A 14985-nucleotide genomic window follows, 5' to 3' on the forward strand; every position below is an offset into this window, starting at 1 on the left:
CGCCCTTGTTGACCGCGGTGACGAGCAGGTGGTCGCCCTGCTGTCCGGCGAACCGGTGCACCGCGCTGACCAGCATCTCGTCGCCCCGGCACTGCCCGCCGCCCGCCGTCGAGCCCTTGCCCGCGGCCGCGTCCGTACCGCCGGAGGCGCTCTGCGGACGCAGACCTTCCTTGCCGCCGCTGCCGCTGCCGCTGCCGCTGTCGTGTCCGGTGGATGCGAGGCGGCTCTGCGCGGTAGCGGCATCGTGGCTGCCGCTCGCCGCCTTCGAACCGTTGTCGCCGCCGCCGCTGCCGCAGGCGGTCAGGCCCAGTGCCAGTGCGGCGGTGACGGTGGCCAGAGCGGTGGTGCGGATCCGGGAAGTACGCATGATCGGGTTCTCCCTGCGTCTCGTGCGGGACTCTTCTTCGGCCGTTCCCGCCCTGCGCACACCACTGTTCCCGGGGCCGCTGACGTTCCGGAAACGCCTCACTCACGTCCCGCCGACACACCCCGTACGAACAGGCAAGGCTGACCGGCAGGAAGCCGTCGTAGCCCAGAGTGAGCCCCTCTTGGGCGCCCCATGAGCCTGAATTCCGACTGCTACATTGCGTAGCATGTCATCGCGGCGAAAGTCCCAGCGTCCCGGCTTGGAGGGTCACTTCGGCCCCCTTGAGCTGGCGATCCTGGAAGTCATGTGGTCGGCGGGCACGATGGACGTCGCCACGTGCACCCGGCGCCTCGGCAGCGGCCAGGCGTACACCACGGTCAAGACCGTGATGGAACGCCTCGTCGTCAAGGGGCTGCTGGGGCGGGAGAAGGAGGGCCGCCACTATGTGTACTGGCCCGAGCAGACCCGTCGGGAAGTCGAACAGAACGTGGCGGCCGAGCAGGTGCGCCGCGTGATGGACGGTTTCGGCGACCTGGCCGTCGCCAACTTCGTCCAGAACGTGAGCGGCGATGCCGATCAGCTCGCCCAGGTGCGTGCGCTGCTGGCCGGTATCGCTGATTCACAGGACGGCGCCGAGACCGGGGGGCCGACCCGGGCGGCGCCGGAGACCGACGCGTGAGGGCGAGCTGGCTGGGCTACCCCCAGGTGGTGCTCGCTTGGTGGTGCCCGTTGGTCGCGGTCGGCCTGTGGCACCTGCTGCGACGGCTGTCTGTGCGGCTGCCGGCCCGCGAGCGGTTCGTCCTCGCGATGGCCGCTGCCATCACACCGCTCCTGGCGATGGCGGCCCCCTACGTGCCGCACAGCCCGCTGCGCGACGCGCTGCCGTGGCGGGCGCCGATGGCGTGGGGCATCAGCAGCGGCATCACGGACATCGACGGCCGGCACCCGCTGACGGCCCTCGCGACGCAGCTCATGCTCGCTGCCCCCGCGGCACAACTGGCCTGCCTGATGGTCTCGTTCGCCGCCGGGGCCGCCAAGGTGGTACGTACCGGACGCGCCGTCGCGATGCTCGCACCGCAGCAGTGCGGCGACATCTGGATCACGACGGCACCAGGTCAGCCCGCACAGGATGTGGCGTCCACGGTCGGCCTGATGCGCCCGCGCATCGTCCTCGGCCCCCAGGTGGCGATATCTGCCGAGGCGTCCGCGATCATCGGGCACGAGCGCGCCCACGCCAGGGCGCGTCACCCGCTGTGGATCTTCATCGCGACCTGCGTGCTGCGCTCGTGGTGGTGGATCCCCGGCCGTAAGGCGGTGCTCGCCGAGTTGCGGCTGACCGCCGAGCTCTGGGCGGACCAGAGCGCACGAGAGGCCGACGGCACGGCGGCCGTGGCCAAGGCGCTGTGCGCGCGGATAGACGCCATGACCCGCTCGGCCCACCAGGGCACCATGGTCATGCGGGGCGGCACCGGATTCCTCGACCCGGGGGCCGAACTCACCTACCGGGCGCAGGCCTTGTCCCTCCCGCCCCGGGTAATCCCGCCCTGGCAGGCGTGGTCGGTGCGCGGGGCCGCGGTTGCCATCGCCGCCACAGTGGCTCTCCTTCTCTGATTCGACCCACCGGCCCGCCAACGGGCGGCGCCACTCACCGACTGACAAGGAGACGCACGGACCACACATCCGTGCGCCCACACCTGCTACACCGTGTAGCAGTTTCACTTGCTACGTCATGCGGCAGAAAGGAATCCGTACCGATGCACCAAACCCGCAGCCAGACCCCCTACTCCCTGAACGCACCCGGGAGCGAGACCCCTACGACCTCCCCCAGCCGTCTCTCCGGGCCTCGCAAGGTGGCCCCGGCGGCCGCCGCACTGGCCACAGCATTACTGCTCGCCGGTTGCTCGCAGGAGCGGGACGCCGTCACGAAGTGGCCGCCGGCCACCCACAACCCGCAGTCCATCAGCGCACACCAGCTCGGCGACGCCTGGCCGATCACACCGCAGAAGGGGACGGTCTCCTGCGTGCAGACGCGGTACAGCGGCTTCGCGATCATCTTCACCACGCCCGACGGCAAGCAGTACGCCCTCAACAACGTCGCCCACGACGAGAAGGGACTGCCCAGCGCCGACACCCTCAAGGCATCCTCGAAAACGAAGACCATGTGGCGCCTGCGCACGTTCGGCATGCAGGTCTGCAGCGTCGAACGAGCCAAGCACATGCAACCCACCCCGCGCCCGACCGCCGAATGAGGGAGCGCGCCCCTGCTCCAGAGCACCGGTGACGCCGCACCCAGCTCTATGACCCCGACGTGAGCGCTCTTGCGCTCCAGCGCCACCCGTACATCGGCGGCAACGACGGCGATGCCGCTTGGGCCGATCGGGGCTGCCTCCACATCAGGAGCTGGCCATCCGGTGCACCGGTCGTAGTGCGGACAGGGGGCGGTGGCGGCTCATGCCACCATCGGTACCGCCGCGCTGCCGCTCGGCTCGCGGGTCTCGACGTCCTCGCCTCGGGCCAGCCGCTCGAAGAGCGTCTCGTCCTCCTCCTCGGCGACGGCCCCGGCCAGAGCTCGGCGGACCAGGGCGAGAGGGAGTTCGGTGGCCGGGGCACGTTCGATCTCGTGGTCGAACTCCCCCGCCCACTCGACGTCCGGCCCGGCACGGACGCCCGCAATCGTGCCGGGGAGCTCCTCGCCCCCGGACGGCAGCCACCTGTTCAACATCAAGGCCGGCGGGCCCGGCCAGGGTCTGCGTCCACCGCGCGACCCGAACGTGCCTGAGGACGGCGGCGAGTACGGTGCGGGAACCGCCCCAGGCCTACCGCCGGGCCCGGGTCGGTGGCGCGCTCATCGCTGCCGTCAGGAACGTGATCGCCCAGCGCCGGGCTTCCTCGCCCGCCATCTCCGTCGGGGAGGCAGGGGAAGGCCGGTTGTAGACATCGACGCGGTCCACGGCCGTCACGGCGAGGATTCCCCGCATCCGGAACTCCAGCTCCCGCGGGGCAAGGCCGGGCAGCGCGTGCGCGAAAGCCGCCAGATAGCGCTCGCGGACCGTGTCCTCGTCCGGGCCGGTCCAGCTGCGCGCCTCCTCGGCCGGGTCGCTGAGGATCGTCACGATCAGCCGGGACGTCCGGGCTCCGCTCTCATTGCCGGCGGGCATCTCGTCGAAGAGCGGCCCTGCGAATGCTTCCACCAGTTCGGCGACCGGCGGGTCCGGAGTCCGGGCGAGCAGTCCGTCGAGCCCGGCGCACTGGGCGGCGGTGATGGGCTCGATCACGCGGCGGGCGACCGCGGCCAGGAGTTCCGCCTTCGAGCCGAAGTGATAGCCGACGGCGGCCAGGTTCGCTCCGGCGAGGTCGGTGATCGCGCGGACCGAGGTGCCGCGGTATCCGTGCTCGGCGAAGAGGACTTCGGCCGCATCGAGGATCTTGGTCCGGGTATCGGGTAGCGCCATGTGCCGTACTATACAAACGTTCGTTTGAAACGATCGTTTGACTAATACGAGAGAGGTCGCCATGAAGCTGCTCGTGTACGGCGCCGGGGTCTGCGGCAGCCTGCTCTCCGCCCGCTTGCATGAGGCCGGGCTCGACGTCTCGCTCCTCGCCCGGGGCGAGCGCCTGGCCGCCCTGCGCCGGCACGGCCTGCAGCTCGCCGAGGAAGACAGCCCTGCCGTCAGGCGGGTACCAGTACCGGTGGTCGAGCATCCGGCCGGCGGATACGACCTGACCGCCGTCCTCGTCCGCGCCCATCAAGTCGACGCGGTGCTGGAGTCACTCTCCGACCTCGAAGGCGACGTGCTGTTCCTGCACAACTGGGCGGCCGGCGCCGAGCCGCTGGGCGCGGCGATCGGTCACGAGCGGGTACTGCTCGGCTTCCCCCCTGCCCTGGCCGGCGGCACGATGGACGGCGACGTGATCCGCTACCGCGCGACCAGCTTCATGACCAGCCGGGTCCCGATGCCGATCGGCGAACCCGACGGCCGAACCACCCCTCGACTGGAACGGGTCGTCCGAGAGTTCCGCACCGCCGGGATCAACACCAAGGCCGAGCCGCGGATGGATGGCTGGCTCAAGACACACGCCGCGTTCGAGGTGCCACTCGGCCAGGCGGCGCACGCGGCGGGCGGCCCGGTTTCGCTCGCCGACGATCCCGAAGCGGTCCGCGGCATGCTCCGCCTCATACGGCAGAACCTGGCCGCCATGCCGACGCCGCCGGTCCCCCGCGCGTTCGCCGCACTGCAGAGGCTGCCGGAAGGGCTGCTCGTGGCCTTGCTGCGGCGCTTCCTGCGCAGCCCGACGGCCGTACGCAGCGGGCTCAGCGACACCTCCCCAGCGACTGCGGCCGAACTCGGGCGGCTGGCCGAACAGATGCGTGCCCATGCGAAGGTCCGATAGACCATCGGCGGCTGCGGCTCCTCGGCCGCGACGCAGCTGAGTGCGCAGCCGGAATCTCCCACCGGAACTTCGGCCCCCTCCGCCTCCCGGTCTGCGACTGACGAAACGGCACCTCGAACGCCCCGCGCACACAGCGCACACAGCGCTTCGAGCGCAACTGCCGCACCCTGTCGCTGTCGGTAAACGATGGCGCCCTCAGGTAAACAGGCTGGGGCGCGTCCTTAAGCGAAGAGTTCTTCTTCCTCGGCGACGACGCGGAGGACTCCTTCCGGAAGATGTGCCAGAAAGCGCCTGCCGACGCGCTGCGACGCGGCGTCATGCAATACGGGCACACCATGTTCAACTCCGTGCAACTGCGTCGGTTCGTCGACGAGCTCGAAGGGCTCCGAAGCGAGGAGAGCACTCCGGAGATCAGCGCCATTCTGGAGGCCGCGAAACAGGCCATCCGCACGTCGGGATACCTGTACTTCATCGGCGACTCACCCACGGACCGCGACGCCGGCGAGGGCGCTCTCTGTTCGTCAGGAGGCGCCCTCGCACCTGCGGCTCCCGGAGCAGTCCTGGGTCAGTCCTGGGTCAGTCGGCTATCGGCTGATGCACGCCGGGATACCGAGTTCCGCCGCCGTCGGCCTCGTACGGTGTCTCGTTCTGCTGCTCGGCGGCCGCAGCACCCGATGCTCGGCTTCGGTGGCACGGGGCATCAAGTCGACCGCGACCGCGCAGCGGTACCCCTCGGAAGTGGCAGCTCTCACAGCTCGCATAGGCTGGCCGGCTCATGCCACGCATCGCGACGAGGATCAGCACATGCACAGCAGCACCAAGATCCGGCTGATAGACCTCGCCGACGCAGCCCCGATCGCTGCGCACCGGGTGCGGGACGTCGAGGCTTTCCGGCCGTGGGAACCGGTTCAGCCGGCTGACTTCTTCACCCCGGAGGGCCAAGCGGAACGGATCGATCGCCTGCTGGACGGTTACCAGGCCGGCACGGTTTGGCCGGGGGTGGTGCTCGCCGACGACCAAGTGATCGGGCAGGTCACCATCGGAGGCGTCCTTCCACAGCCGCACCTGCGCCGCGGCTCCGTCGGATACTGGATCGCCGGCGTCGCCCAGAATCAAGGGCACGCCGGGCGCGCCGTCGGGCTCGCACTTGAGGTGATGACGGACGAACTCAATCTGCACCGCGCCGAGGCATCCACCAACCTGGAGAATCTGCCGTCGCAGCGAGTGCTGCGCCGCAACGGGTTCAGCCCGTACGGCATTGCGCACTCCTCGATACTTCTCGACGGAAACTGGCGGGACGCGCTGCTGTGGGAGCGGATCCTGGGCGGCTGACCGATCGTTTCACTACGAGGTCCGCGGGCGAGGGAGTGCCGCTCGCTCTGAGCGGGGTGACGAGCCCACCGTTCTTCCATCCGTGTCATCGGGATCAGCGATCGATGTGCACGGTGCTGATCACTCCAGCAGGACGGTGCAAATCCGGTCCAGGTAATTCCAGACCGTATTCTCGTCTCCGAGCCGGACCCGAGGGCCGCCGTCGTGCGGGAACCGGCGAAGGGACGACGCGGACCAGCGCAGTTGGCTGCCGTCCCCGCACAGACCACCACGTTGATCTGCCTCTGACGGGCGACGCGGAGCAGAAGTTGAGCGCTTCGAAGATCTGCGCTCAACCCCACGAGAAAGCCCTGGCCTCAGGCAGCGTTGCGACGAGCCCCCGAGTCTGTGCCGAACCGTTCGGCGAAAGCTGGACCCAATTCCTCTACGTACCGCTGCGCCGCACCAGGTCCATGGCGAGAACCCTGCCCGCCTACGCTGCAACGTCAAGATGCCGCTGCTCCGCGGACCGCCGAAGCCTCGCTGACCGGCCTGGGGACCAGCCTCGCTCTCGTCGGCGCCTACGTCCTGGCCGGTGAACTCGCTGCCGCCGAGGGCGACCACCGCATCGCCTTCCGCCGCTACGACGAGGTGATGCGCCCGTATGTGAGCCAGGCCCAGCAGCTCCCGCCGGGCGGCGCCTCGGGGTTCGCGCCTTCGGGCCGGCTCGGCATCCGCCTGCGGGACCTCTCCATGCGCCAGATGACCCGCTGGCCGATGCGGAAGCTGCTCGCCGCGCAGTTCGCCAAGGCCGGGGACATCACCCTGCCGGACTACAGCCTCGCCGCCGACCTACGGTGAGCGGCCCCGGCCACCGGTCAACGCACGTTCGCGAGCTCGCCGAGGGGACCGGCGCCCCTGTCGGCGCCGTCACCTTGGTCAGCGACGGCGCTCGCCGCATCGGCATCCCCCCGTCCCCGCCAACGCGGCCAAGGGCGAGCCGGACCGCCGGTGCATCGGCTTCCGCGCCCGAGCTGGGCTGAGTCAGCCCGCGAGTCGGGCGAGGGCCAGCGCGTGCGCGTGGTCGAGGGAGTCGGCGGCAGCGCAAGGGACGTCCGGTTGCACACCGGTGCCCTCCCAGTTCGTTCCGGAGACGGGGTTGATCGCGCGGCCGATGGGGACGGTGGCTTCCAGATGCGGGTGCACGGTCCAGCCCCTGCACGGATGTGCGCCGCCGCGGGTGCGCTCGCCGACGACGACCGCGCGGCCGAGCTGCTGGAGGTCGTACGCCAGCTCTTCAGCGGCAGAGAAGGTGCTACCGCTGGACAGCACATACAACGGCTTGCTGCCGCCGAAGCGCGCACCGGGAACGTGCGGCAGGCTCCAGGACTGCTCGCTGCGCTCTCCGCCGCGCCAGTGCATGGTGTTGAGGTGGGTGTGCTGGTCCAGTAGGTAGCTGCAGACGAAAGCGACCGTGTCCGGGTCGCCGCCCCGGTTGGAGCGAAGGTCCACGATCAGGGCCTGGGCGCGGGAGGCCAGGGTGAGCGCGGCGCCCAGCGGTTCGGCGGCCCACTCCAGTGGAAACAGCATCGGCGCCAGCTCCACCACGGCGACCCGTCCGTCGAGCAGCTCAACCCGGGGCGCACCGCCCAATGAGGTATCGAAGTCCCGGCGCATGGCGTCCCGGGTGGCCGCCCCCTGCTCCGGGGGCACCGGGTCGGCGTGGTACTTCAGCCTCAGGTGCCGGTCGCCGTTGACGGACTGCAGGTCCGCAGTGACCAGACGGGCGAGCTCTTCGGCGCCGCCGACGTCGTAGGCGCCCTCGGTAAGGCGCCGTTGCAGCAAACCGGCGAGCTGCTCGGCTGTCTCGGGGAAAACGTAGTGTTCGGTCAGGAGCCGGACCGTCTCGTCGACGAGAGGGGCAGGCCGAAGCTTCGTCAGAGTCGTCATGGCAGGGAGTAGAGCACTGCCCTTGCAAAAGCGCCAAAGAATTTAGACACTTTCGGCATGCGAGATCAGCCTTCCTGCCCGCCGCCTCCCGAGGACGTACTGGAGATCGGTGCGCCTGAGCAGTTCGCGGCGCTCGCCCATCCGTTGCGTCAGCGGCTGCTCTTCGCCCTGGGCCAACGGCCTGCCACCGTCAGCCGGCTCGCCGCGCAGCTCGACGCGAAGAAGGGCAACGTGGCCCACCACCTCAAAGTGCTCCGCGAAGCCGGACTGGTCCATATCGCCGAGACCCGCCAGGTGCGCGGCGGCACCGAGCAGTACTACCAGCGCACGGCACGCCACATGGTCGTCGCCGAACCCCAAGCGGCGGGCACCGCCGCGATGCTCGCCGCTGTCGCCCAGGAGCTGGACCGCTCCCCCACCGAGACCCACCTGACGTTGCGCCACCTGCGTCTGAGCCCCGCGAAGGCAAGAGAACTCGGCGAAGTCCTCACCAAACTGGTCGACGAGGCCGAGGAGAGTACAGAGGACCAGCCCGTGCACGGCGTGTTGGTAGCGCTCTATCAGCAGGATCAGCCGACCAGTTCTGCCTAGCGTCACCAACTGCACGGGACGGCACACCTAGGTCAGTTGAGACGAGCCGCACCCAAAGTCTGTTGGGTAGCTACTGCTTTGCTCAGTTCAGCGTCAAGTGCACGATATCGATGTCCTGGCCCCGCGCCTGTGCGAAGGAGCGACCGCGCCCCGTCACGATGAAGCCGCACTTCTCCAGCACGCGGATGGAACCGGCATTGTCAGCAGCGGCGGTGGCGTGCAGCGGCCGGATGTCTTCCAGCTTGATCAGCTCAGCGAGCGCCCGCGAGGCGATGCCCCGGCCCCAGTGAGACCGCCCGACGACGTAGGAGACCTCCCGCTCGGAGGGTGACCCGGATACCACCGCATGTCCTGCCACGGCACCGTCCGCGAGAACGGTTCGCAGAAGCCTTGCCGGGTCGGACCGCACCTTGACCCAGAACCGGTCGAAGTGGCCGCGATCGTAATGGTACTTCCGCGTAGCAGCGGCCATATGCTGCATTTCCGGGTCCGTCAGGTGCTCCCAGAAGATGGGCAGATCACGGTCCTGAGTTTCACGCAGGGATATCTCCATGGCTCCGTTTCATCCTTCGCAACGTCGCTGCCAAGTTGGTCCGCTCAGCCTAACCTCGACTTTGCCTGGGGCTTCGGCTTCGACCTGTGCAGCCTGCTCAGCGGCAGTCAGGAAAAGGTCCAACAGACCGTCCAGGACCCTGTAGCCGCCGTCCAGCGGAGCATTACCACGGGCGCCGGTACGTCGCGGGATGCGGTCGACTGAGCCCGTGAGGAAGCCGTACGCCTTCTCGCCTGCGAGTTCCACGCGCTGCGGGGGGCCGGCCTCCGTTCCGACCGCACGGCGACGCCGCTCATCCGGTGACGTGTCTGGGATTGGTGCCCTTCTTGTAATGGCTGGAGTGTTAACACGCTTCGCCGGTTTTGGTCACCCGGCCGCCGTCCTGAGCTTGTCCAACCATTCTTGCGCGGGTCCGGGTCCATGCCCGCTACGGCCTTCGGACGGAGCATGGTGTACTGGTTGGCCGTCCGGCCTGGTTCATTAAGGCGACGTGTAGCAGAGCACTACGGAGCGAGCATGTGGGACGGCCCCTTTTACCGGGTCAGGCGCGACGGGTACGAGATCTGCTTCGTGCCCGGTGCGGGAGAGGACCTCGCCGAAGTCTGCAATGTGGACATGTGGGTCATCCGTGATGACGGCGATCGCTGGTCCGGAACCGTGTTCACTCTCGATGAGGTACACCGAATCATGGATCGTCAACGGAAGGCAGGCGAACCGGAAGGCGACTACTGGTGGTGCTGGGACGGCCTCATCGTCCGCGACGCGGGGGTGCTGTCGATGGTCAAAGCCATCGACAGGCTCGTCGCCGCTGGCAAGCATGAAACAGTCCTTCGCCATATTGGACCGGAAGTGGATGCTTGATCCTTCTCCCTGAAGGCCGGGTTCTTCGCGGTGTCCGACAGCGGATCATTCGTGCCGACCCGCTCTGTCACATATCCCGTTTTCCGTGATTCGTTTCCGCTTCTCTGCTTCAGCCTGTCGTTTGGTCCGGCTTCCTCTTCGGTGCCGAGGACAGCGCCCTCGGGTGGTGAGTCGCCAGGTGATCCTGGAGCCGGGCATGGCGAAATTGGTAGACGGCGCCCGCCCGGCGTAGTACGTCGCGTTTGCAGGCGTCTTCGAGGAACGCCACCAGTCGCCATGGCACGCGGCCCGTCAAGGGAAGCCAGATCCGGGCCAGGGCCACCCACTGGCCATACGCTGTCAGGCACAGGCAGTAGCCGAATCCGCCGCCGAACGCGCCCTCGATGCCGAAGACGAACCCGAGTTGGAGGCTGCGGAGGGGCGTCTCGGTGAAGGTGGCCCCCAGCCCCGCGACGAGTCCGAGTGCGAGGGCCCAGACGAGAAGCTGGGAGGCCGCGTTCTCACGGTTCTGCCGCAACAGGTCGACGCAGCCAACGGATCTCTTCACGTCGATGGGGGCCTCCAGCCAGGTCATGAGCGCGAGCGCGGTTCCGGCCGCGAGCCCGACGGTGAGCGGGAACTGGGCCGCTGCCACGAGTCCGCCGCCGAGCCCGTCGTCGAGTGCGATCAGCGGTAGGAGAAACCGGTCGACGAGCACGATGACGAGCGCGACCCCGAATCCGATCTGGGCTGCCAGGAGGACCTTGCGGAAGAGCCGGTGGAAGAACTGCCTGTCCAGTTCCTTGTCGCCGCCGGACAGGCGGACCTGTACGGGACGCGGCGTGAACAGCACGGTGCCGTTGGCACGCCGGTAGACATAGCCGAACGCCAGCCCGGAGACGAATCCGTGCAGCAGTCCCACGACCAAGCCGCGCAGGAGCGCGTACCCGAGTCCGTGTGACGTGGCGATCAGGTCCACGGGAATGTTCCCGATCCCGGTCGCCAGCATGAAGGGCAGCCCCGCCAGCAACGCGATCACGGCGGTACGGGCGCGCAGGCTCATCTCCGTGCCGAGCCGCCACCATTCCAGGTCGGGGCCACCGCTCCGGTTCAGGTGGTCCGCGAGGTACCCGAGCCAGCGTTGGGCCCGCCGTGGGCTCCAGTTCCGGGGAGGCGGGTCCAGGGCGTCGGGGTGTTGGCGGTAGGCGGTCGGTACGAAGCTGCTCAGGAGGTGTTCCTCGATGCCTTTCTGGGATCTGAACCGGAGCAGATCCTTGGGGCCGCGCCTCGGGCCGTCGTGTCGGCCGCTCTCTCCTGTGCTTGCCCTTTCGCCGTAGACGTCACGGGCGAGGGAGACCATCAGGGGCGTGGCCAGTACCTTGCGCAGGCTCTTGCCGACCCGGGTGTCGGGACGGTCACACACCACGGCCAGCACGTCTTCCCAGTCGGACTTGGCCGCCGGGGCGCTGCCGAGTACCAGAAAGCTCTTCGTGTCGTCCGGGGTGAGAGCGGTCAGTTCGATCGCGGCGGCGCGCTTCAGGCATCTGGTTCCGGCTGTCACCGCGGCGTACGGATTGGTACGGCTGGTCAGGACCAGCGGTTTGTCGAATGCGTTGAGCTGTTGCAGCGCGCGGGGCCGCAGCTCTTCGGCGATCTCGTCGAAACCGTCGAGGACGGGCAGGATCAGCCCCTTCTCGACCAGCGCGGTGGCGACCGGCTTCCCGTCGACGGTGTCCGCGTCCATACCGGTCGTGTCACGGTTCAGCCGGCTGCTCAGCCACGCTTCCAGCGTCTGGGACGCGGGGTCCCACGACCCCAGGCTGAAGAGCTCCGGAACGGGTTCACCGGGCAGCGGGCTCTCCAACAGGTCCAGTACGAGTCGCAGGCCCAGGACGGTCTTCCCCGAGCCGACTCCGCCCAGCACCACCAGACGCCCGGAGGGCACCTTCCTGTAAGTCTCGGCGATGCCTCCCCCGTTCTCGTCCAGGGCCAGGGGCTCGGCCGTCTCGTACGGGGTGCCGCAGATGTGCTCCCAGTGGTCCATCAAGCCCGCGTCCGCCGTTGTCCAGCGCACAGGCAGCAGTTCCGTGGCAGGACGCCCGAGCCGTCGCTGTCCGGTCTCCTTCCACCAGCGTTCCTTGACCTCATCAGCCAACTTGCCGGCGGCCTTGTCGAGTTCGTCCTGCGGCGCCGGTCCGCTCGCCGGTGTCTGTTCCTGCGCGGGTACCCAGGTCTCCGGGGCGTGGAAGTGCAGCTCGTGGATATTTCTGGCCTGGACCGTCGGGCCGTAAAAGGTGCTGTCGCTCACCTTGTTCACATGGCGCCCGGGAGACGCTTCGCCCTTGCCCTCTCGCTCAGGAGACCCGCCATCGGCATGTGCCGCGTCACTCATCTCCGTCTCCCGCACGACCACGGCGCCAGCCCCACCAGCCGATCCCGGCCGAGACCGCGCTCACAACCAGGCATGTCGCGACCGCGCGCAGGGGCGCCGACAAGTGCGTACCGCCGGTCGTGATGTCGGGGGAGACGGTGGCAGAGGCGGAGGAGGGGGCGCTGGGTGCGCCGGAGCGCGAGGACGGCGCCGTGCCGCTGGGTGAGCCCGAGGGTCCCCGGATCTTGGCTGATGCGGACGTCGCCGAAGATGCGGACGCCGAAGCCGAAGCCGAGGCGCTGGGGCCGGCTTTCCCCGGCCTCCCGGACGCCTCTGGCGCACCCGGTGCTCTCGTCTTCCCGGGCTCGCCTGGAGCGCTTGGCGTCCCCGAGGCAGTCGGGCCCGGCGAGGCAGGCACGATTTTGAAGGCCGCCAGAATCCCGCCCTGCCCATTGTCGAGGGCACACGATGTGTCGACTTTGCCTGCCCACGTCCGGTCGCCGTTCGCGTTCCGCGGGGTCAGGTGCAGGTTGATCGCGCCGACGACGATCCTCGCCGGGCCCGGTCGGTGGAACACTAGCGAGGGGATGGTTCCGCCGGCCGGGACGGTCAGCGGACCGGACTTCGGGACGGCCGTCTTGGCCACCTTGAGCGTTACGGTGACGGGGATCTCGCCCTCCGGCGCGGCTACGACGGCGTGCACGTCCGCCGTGCCCTCGACGGTGGCCGAGCCGACGAACCGGAGTGCCGAGGTGACGCGGGCGCCGACCGTCGCCGCGGTGTCGATCGGCAACCGCGGGGTGGACCGGCCGACCACGTGGGTGTGCGGGGCGTTCCATACGACCGATGCCGTCATCGGCTCGTCGCCGATCACCTGAAACGGGCACGTGTAGTGCAGAGAACGCGGAGTCGGTTCCGCCGCCGCGAACCCGGCTCCGAACACGGTGACAAGACCGGCGAGCGCCGCAGTCCAGCCGCGTAACACGGTCCTGGGCAGGATCTTCATGTGACGTCCCCCGTGAAAGCGTTCGCCAGCGGCACAGAGTGCGGTGTGGTGTGGTGTGGTCATGCAGAGACTGGCCTGACGGGTGCCTCGAATGGTGAGCGATCCGATCAGAGCTGTCAACGACCTTCCGTGACACGCAAGTTGGTGAGATGTGGTGAGGTTGTGGGGTACTCGCGTGTCAATGTGCCCAACGAACCGCAGAGCCAACGGACACCGGTACCCAACCGTCGACCCGTCGACCGCCGGAGGTGCGGCCCCTACCCGGCGAATGAAATATCCGTACGCATCTACTCTTCGAGACTGCTCCTCGGCGGCTGCGGCGCTGGTACCGAACCACTGATGGGCTCTCTCCCGAGTCCGTCCCGGTAGTGGTCTTGCCCGGCAGTCCGCTGTCGATCGCGGTCCAGGGCCTCGTCAGCCGTGGCGGCGGCGGTGGCGGTGGGGCGGTGTGCGCCGGGTCGTAGCCGACGCGCACGTCGTAGCGCGAGACGTTGCAACCGGAGTTGCCGTCGTCGGGGACGTACGGGTCACCCACCCCGCTTCCGCCAGTAGCGGCGGAAGCGGGCAGCGCGACGGGCCGGACAGCGCCAGAGCCTGCACATGCGCGTGCGCCCAGCCAGGCGGCGCTGCGTATCTAGCGCATGATGGCTGTGGGCGGTCCTGTCTTTCGCGGAACGGGGTCAGCGGGTGGTGGCGAGCCTCCACACCACGCCCGTGATGGCGTTGGCGCTGACGGTCTCCGTCTTCGGGTCCACGTTGTCGATACGGTCGCACGCTTCGTGCAGGCAGCTGCCGACGCCCGTGTTGAAGCCGGAGACGGGGATGCCGACCTTGCCGAACGACTCGTGGTCCGAGCCGCCGATACCGATATCGAAGGTGGGGATCTTCTTGGCCGCGAAGTAGTCCTCGAACGCGTCCGTGGCCTCCTTGCCGTCGTGCACGACGAGCCACTGCTGCACGTTCTTGGTGCCGGTCATGTCGAAGTTCAGATAGGTGTCGATCTTCTTGCGCTCGGCGACGGGCAGCTTCTTGAGGTACTGAGCGGAGCCCACCAGGCCCTCCTCCTCGGCGTCCCACCACGCGAAGCGCAGATGGCGCTTCGGCTTCAGGTGCGCCTTGGCCACGGCCTGGGCGGTCGCCAGGATGGCGGCCGAACCCGACCCGTTGTCGTTGATTCCCGGCCCCGCCTTGACGCTGTCGAGGTGCGCGCCCGCGAACAGCGTGTGGTTCGCGTCCCCACCAGGCCAGTCCGCGATGAGGTTGTGCCCGATAGCCCCCTTGTACTTGAAGGAGTCGATACGGGTCTTGAAGCCGGCCTTGTCGAGCACGCCCTTCACGTACTCCAGCGACTGCTCATGCCCCTTCGTGCCGAAGGCGCGATTGTCCCCGCTGCGGTCCGCGATCTTCTGGAGGGCGGCCAGGTGCGGCATGACGTCCTTCTCGGAGAGGACCGGCGGCGCCGCCTCCGTACGGCCCGGCGCGGCCCCGGCCGGAACGGCGCCGAGCAGCGCCAGGCTGAGCCCCAAGGCCCCGACTGCGTACGTACGACGGCTGGTCATCAACTTCATTGGACGCTCCTTTGATCGGCACTCCGGCACCGAAAG

At 68.8% G+C, this 14985-nt stretch carries 15 protein-coding genes and 1 pseudogene; 8 read left to right on the forward strand and 8 right to left on the reverse strand.

Annotated elements, in window-relative coordinates; genetic code table 11:
* A pseudogene (locus AB0I22_RS20415) lies at window positions 1-367 on the reverse strand (hypothetical protein); the annotation flags it as partial.
* Between the two features lie 226 nt (window positions 368-593).
* Between AB0I22_RS20415 and AB0I22_RS20420 the strand changes: the two are divergent.
* The 3 genes from AB0I22_RS20420 to AB0I22_RS20430 all read left to right on the forward strand — a co-directional run bounded on the left by AB0I22_RS20420 (window position 594) and on the right by AB0I22_RS20430 (window position 2616).
* Window positions 594-1046 carry a BlaI/MecI/CopY family transcriptional regulator gene (locus AB0I22_RS20420; RefSeq protein ID WP_363132231.1) on the forward strand — a complete coding sequence of 151 codons (453 nt, stop codon included), beginning with the start codon at window positions 594-596 and terminating at the stop codon, window positions 1044-1046.
* Window positions 1043-1978, forward strand: a complete 936-nt coding sequence (locus AB0I22_RS20425; RefSeq protein WP_363132232.1) for a hypothetical protein — start codon at window positions 1043-1045, stop codon at window positions 1976-1978. The genes AB0I22_RS20420 and AB0I22_RS20425 overlap by 4 nt, the downstream gene beginning before the upstream one ends.
* 143 nt (window positions 1979-2121) lie before the next feature.
* Window positions 2122-2616: a hypothetical protein gene (locus AB0I22_RS20430; protein WP_363132233.1), complete on the forward strand. Its 495-nt coding sequence runs from the start codon at window positions 2122-2124 to the stop codon at window positions 2614-2616.
* A gap of 200 nt (window positions 2617-2816) precedes the next feature.
* Here AB0I22_RS20430 and AB0I22_RS20435 read toward each other — a convergent pair whose 3' ends face one another.
* Window positions 2817-3089 carry a hypothetical protein gene (locus tag AB0I22_RS20435; RefSeq protein ID WP_363132234.1) on the reverse strand — a complete coding sequence of 91 codons (273 nt, stop codon included), beginning with the start codon at window positions 3087-3089 and terminating at the stop codon, window positions 2817-2819.
* A gap of 94 nt (window positions 3090-3183) precedes the next feature.
* Window positions 3184-3819, reverse strand: coding sequence for a TetR family transcriptional regulator (locus tag AB0I22_RS20440; protein WP_363132235.1), 636 nt, complete (start codon window positions 3817-3819; stop codon window positions 3184-3186).
* A 61-nt stretch (window positions 3820-3880) separates the two neighbouring features.
* On the opposite strand from AB0I22_RS20440, the gene AB0I22_RS20445 reads away from it, so the two are divergent.
* From AB0I22_RS20445 to AB0I22_RS20455, 3 genes are all read left to right on the forward strand, one after another.
* Window positions 3881-4759 (forward strand): 2-dehydropantoate 2-reductase N-terminal domain-containing protein, encoded by an 879-nt coding sequence (locus AB0I22_RS20445; RefSeq protein WP_363132236.1) that lies wholly within the window; start codon window positions 3881-3883, stop codon window positions 4757-4759.
* Between the two features lie 804 nt (window positions 4760-5563).
* Complete coding sequence (locus AB0I22_RS20450) at window positions 5564-6091, forward strand: GNAT family protein (RefSeq protein ID WP_363132237.1); 528 nt, start codon at window positions 5564-5566, stop codon at window positions 6089-6091.
* Window positions 6092-6478: 387 nt separating this feature from the next.
* The gene (locus AB0I22_RS20455; protein ID WP_363132238.1) at window positions 6479-6931 is read left to right on the forward strand and encodes a hypothetical protein; all 453 of its coding nucleotides are present in this window, start codon (window positions 6479-6481) and stop codon (window positions 6929-6931) included.
* 183 nt (window positions 6932-7114) lie between these two features.
* Here the strand turns inward: AB0I22_RS20455 and AB0I22_RS20460 are convergent, their stop codons facing one another.
* Entirely contained in the window at window positions 7115-8020 is a 906-nt protein-coding gene (locus AB0I22_RS20460) for a S41 family peptidase (protein ID WP_363132239.1), read from the reverse strand.
* Between the two features lie 57 nt (window positions 8021-8077).
* Between AB0I22_RS20460 and AB0I22_RS20465 the strand changes: the two genes are divergently transcribed.
* Window positions 8078-8611 carry a winged helix-turn-helix domain-containing protein gene (locus tag AB0I22_RS20465; RefSeq protein WP_363132240.1) on the forward strand — a complete coding sequence of 178 codons (534 nt, stop codon included), beginning with the start codon at window positions 8078-8080 and terminating at the stop codon, window positions 8609-8611.
* Window positions 8612-8693: 82 nt separating this feature from the next.
* On the opposite strand, the gene AB0I22_RS20470 is transcribed toward AB0I22_RS20465, so the two are convergent.
* Window positions 8694-9164 (reverse strand): GNAT family N-acetyltransferase, encoded by a 471-nt coding sequence (locus tag AB0I22_RS20470; protein WP_363132241.1) that lies wholly within the window; start codon window positions 9162-9164, stop codon window positions 8694-8696.
* A gap of 516 nt (window positions 9165-9680) precedes the next feature.
* On the opposite strand from AB0I22_RS20470, the gene AB0I22_RS20475 reads away from it, so the two are divergent.
* Window positions 9681-10025, forward strand: coding sequence for a hypothetical protein (locus AB0I22_RS20475; protein WP_363132242.1), 345 nt, complete (start codon window positions 9681-9683; stop codon window positions 10023-10025).
* Between the two features lie 109 nt (window positions 10026-10134).
* On the opposite strand, the gene AB0I22_RS20480 is transcribed toward AB0I22_RS20475, so the two are convergent.
* From AB0I22_RS20480 to AB0I22_RS20490, 3 genes are all read right to left on the reverse strand, one after another.
* The gene (locus AB0I22_RS20480) at window positions 10135-12312 is read right to left on the reverse strand and encodes a hypothetical protein (protein WP_363132243.1); all 2178 of its coding nucleotides are present in this window, start codon (window positions 12310-12312) and stop codon (window positions 10135-10137) included.
* Window positions 12313-12388: 76 nt separating this feature from the next.
* Window positions 12389-13501, reverse strand: a complete 1113-nt coding sequence (locus AB0I22_RS20485) for a DUF6801 domain-containing protein (RefSeq protein WP_363132244.1) — start codon at window positions 13499-13501, stop codon at window positions 12389-12391.
* Between the two features lie 560 nt (window positions 13502-14061).
* Entirely contained in the window at window positions 14062-14949 is an 888-nt protein-coding gene (locus tag AB0I22_RS20490; protein ID WP_363132245.1) for a M20/M25/M40 family metallo-hydrolase, read from the reverse strand.
* Window positions 14950-14985 lie beyond the last annotated feature (36 nt).

The sequence above is a fragment of the Streptomyces sp. NPDC050610 genome, from assembly GCF_040654875.1.
Lineage (GTDB): Bacteria > Actinomycetota > Actinomycetes > Streptomycetales > Streptomycetaceae > Streptomyces.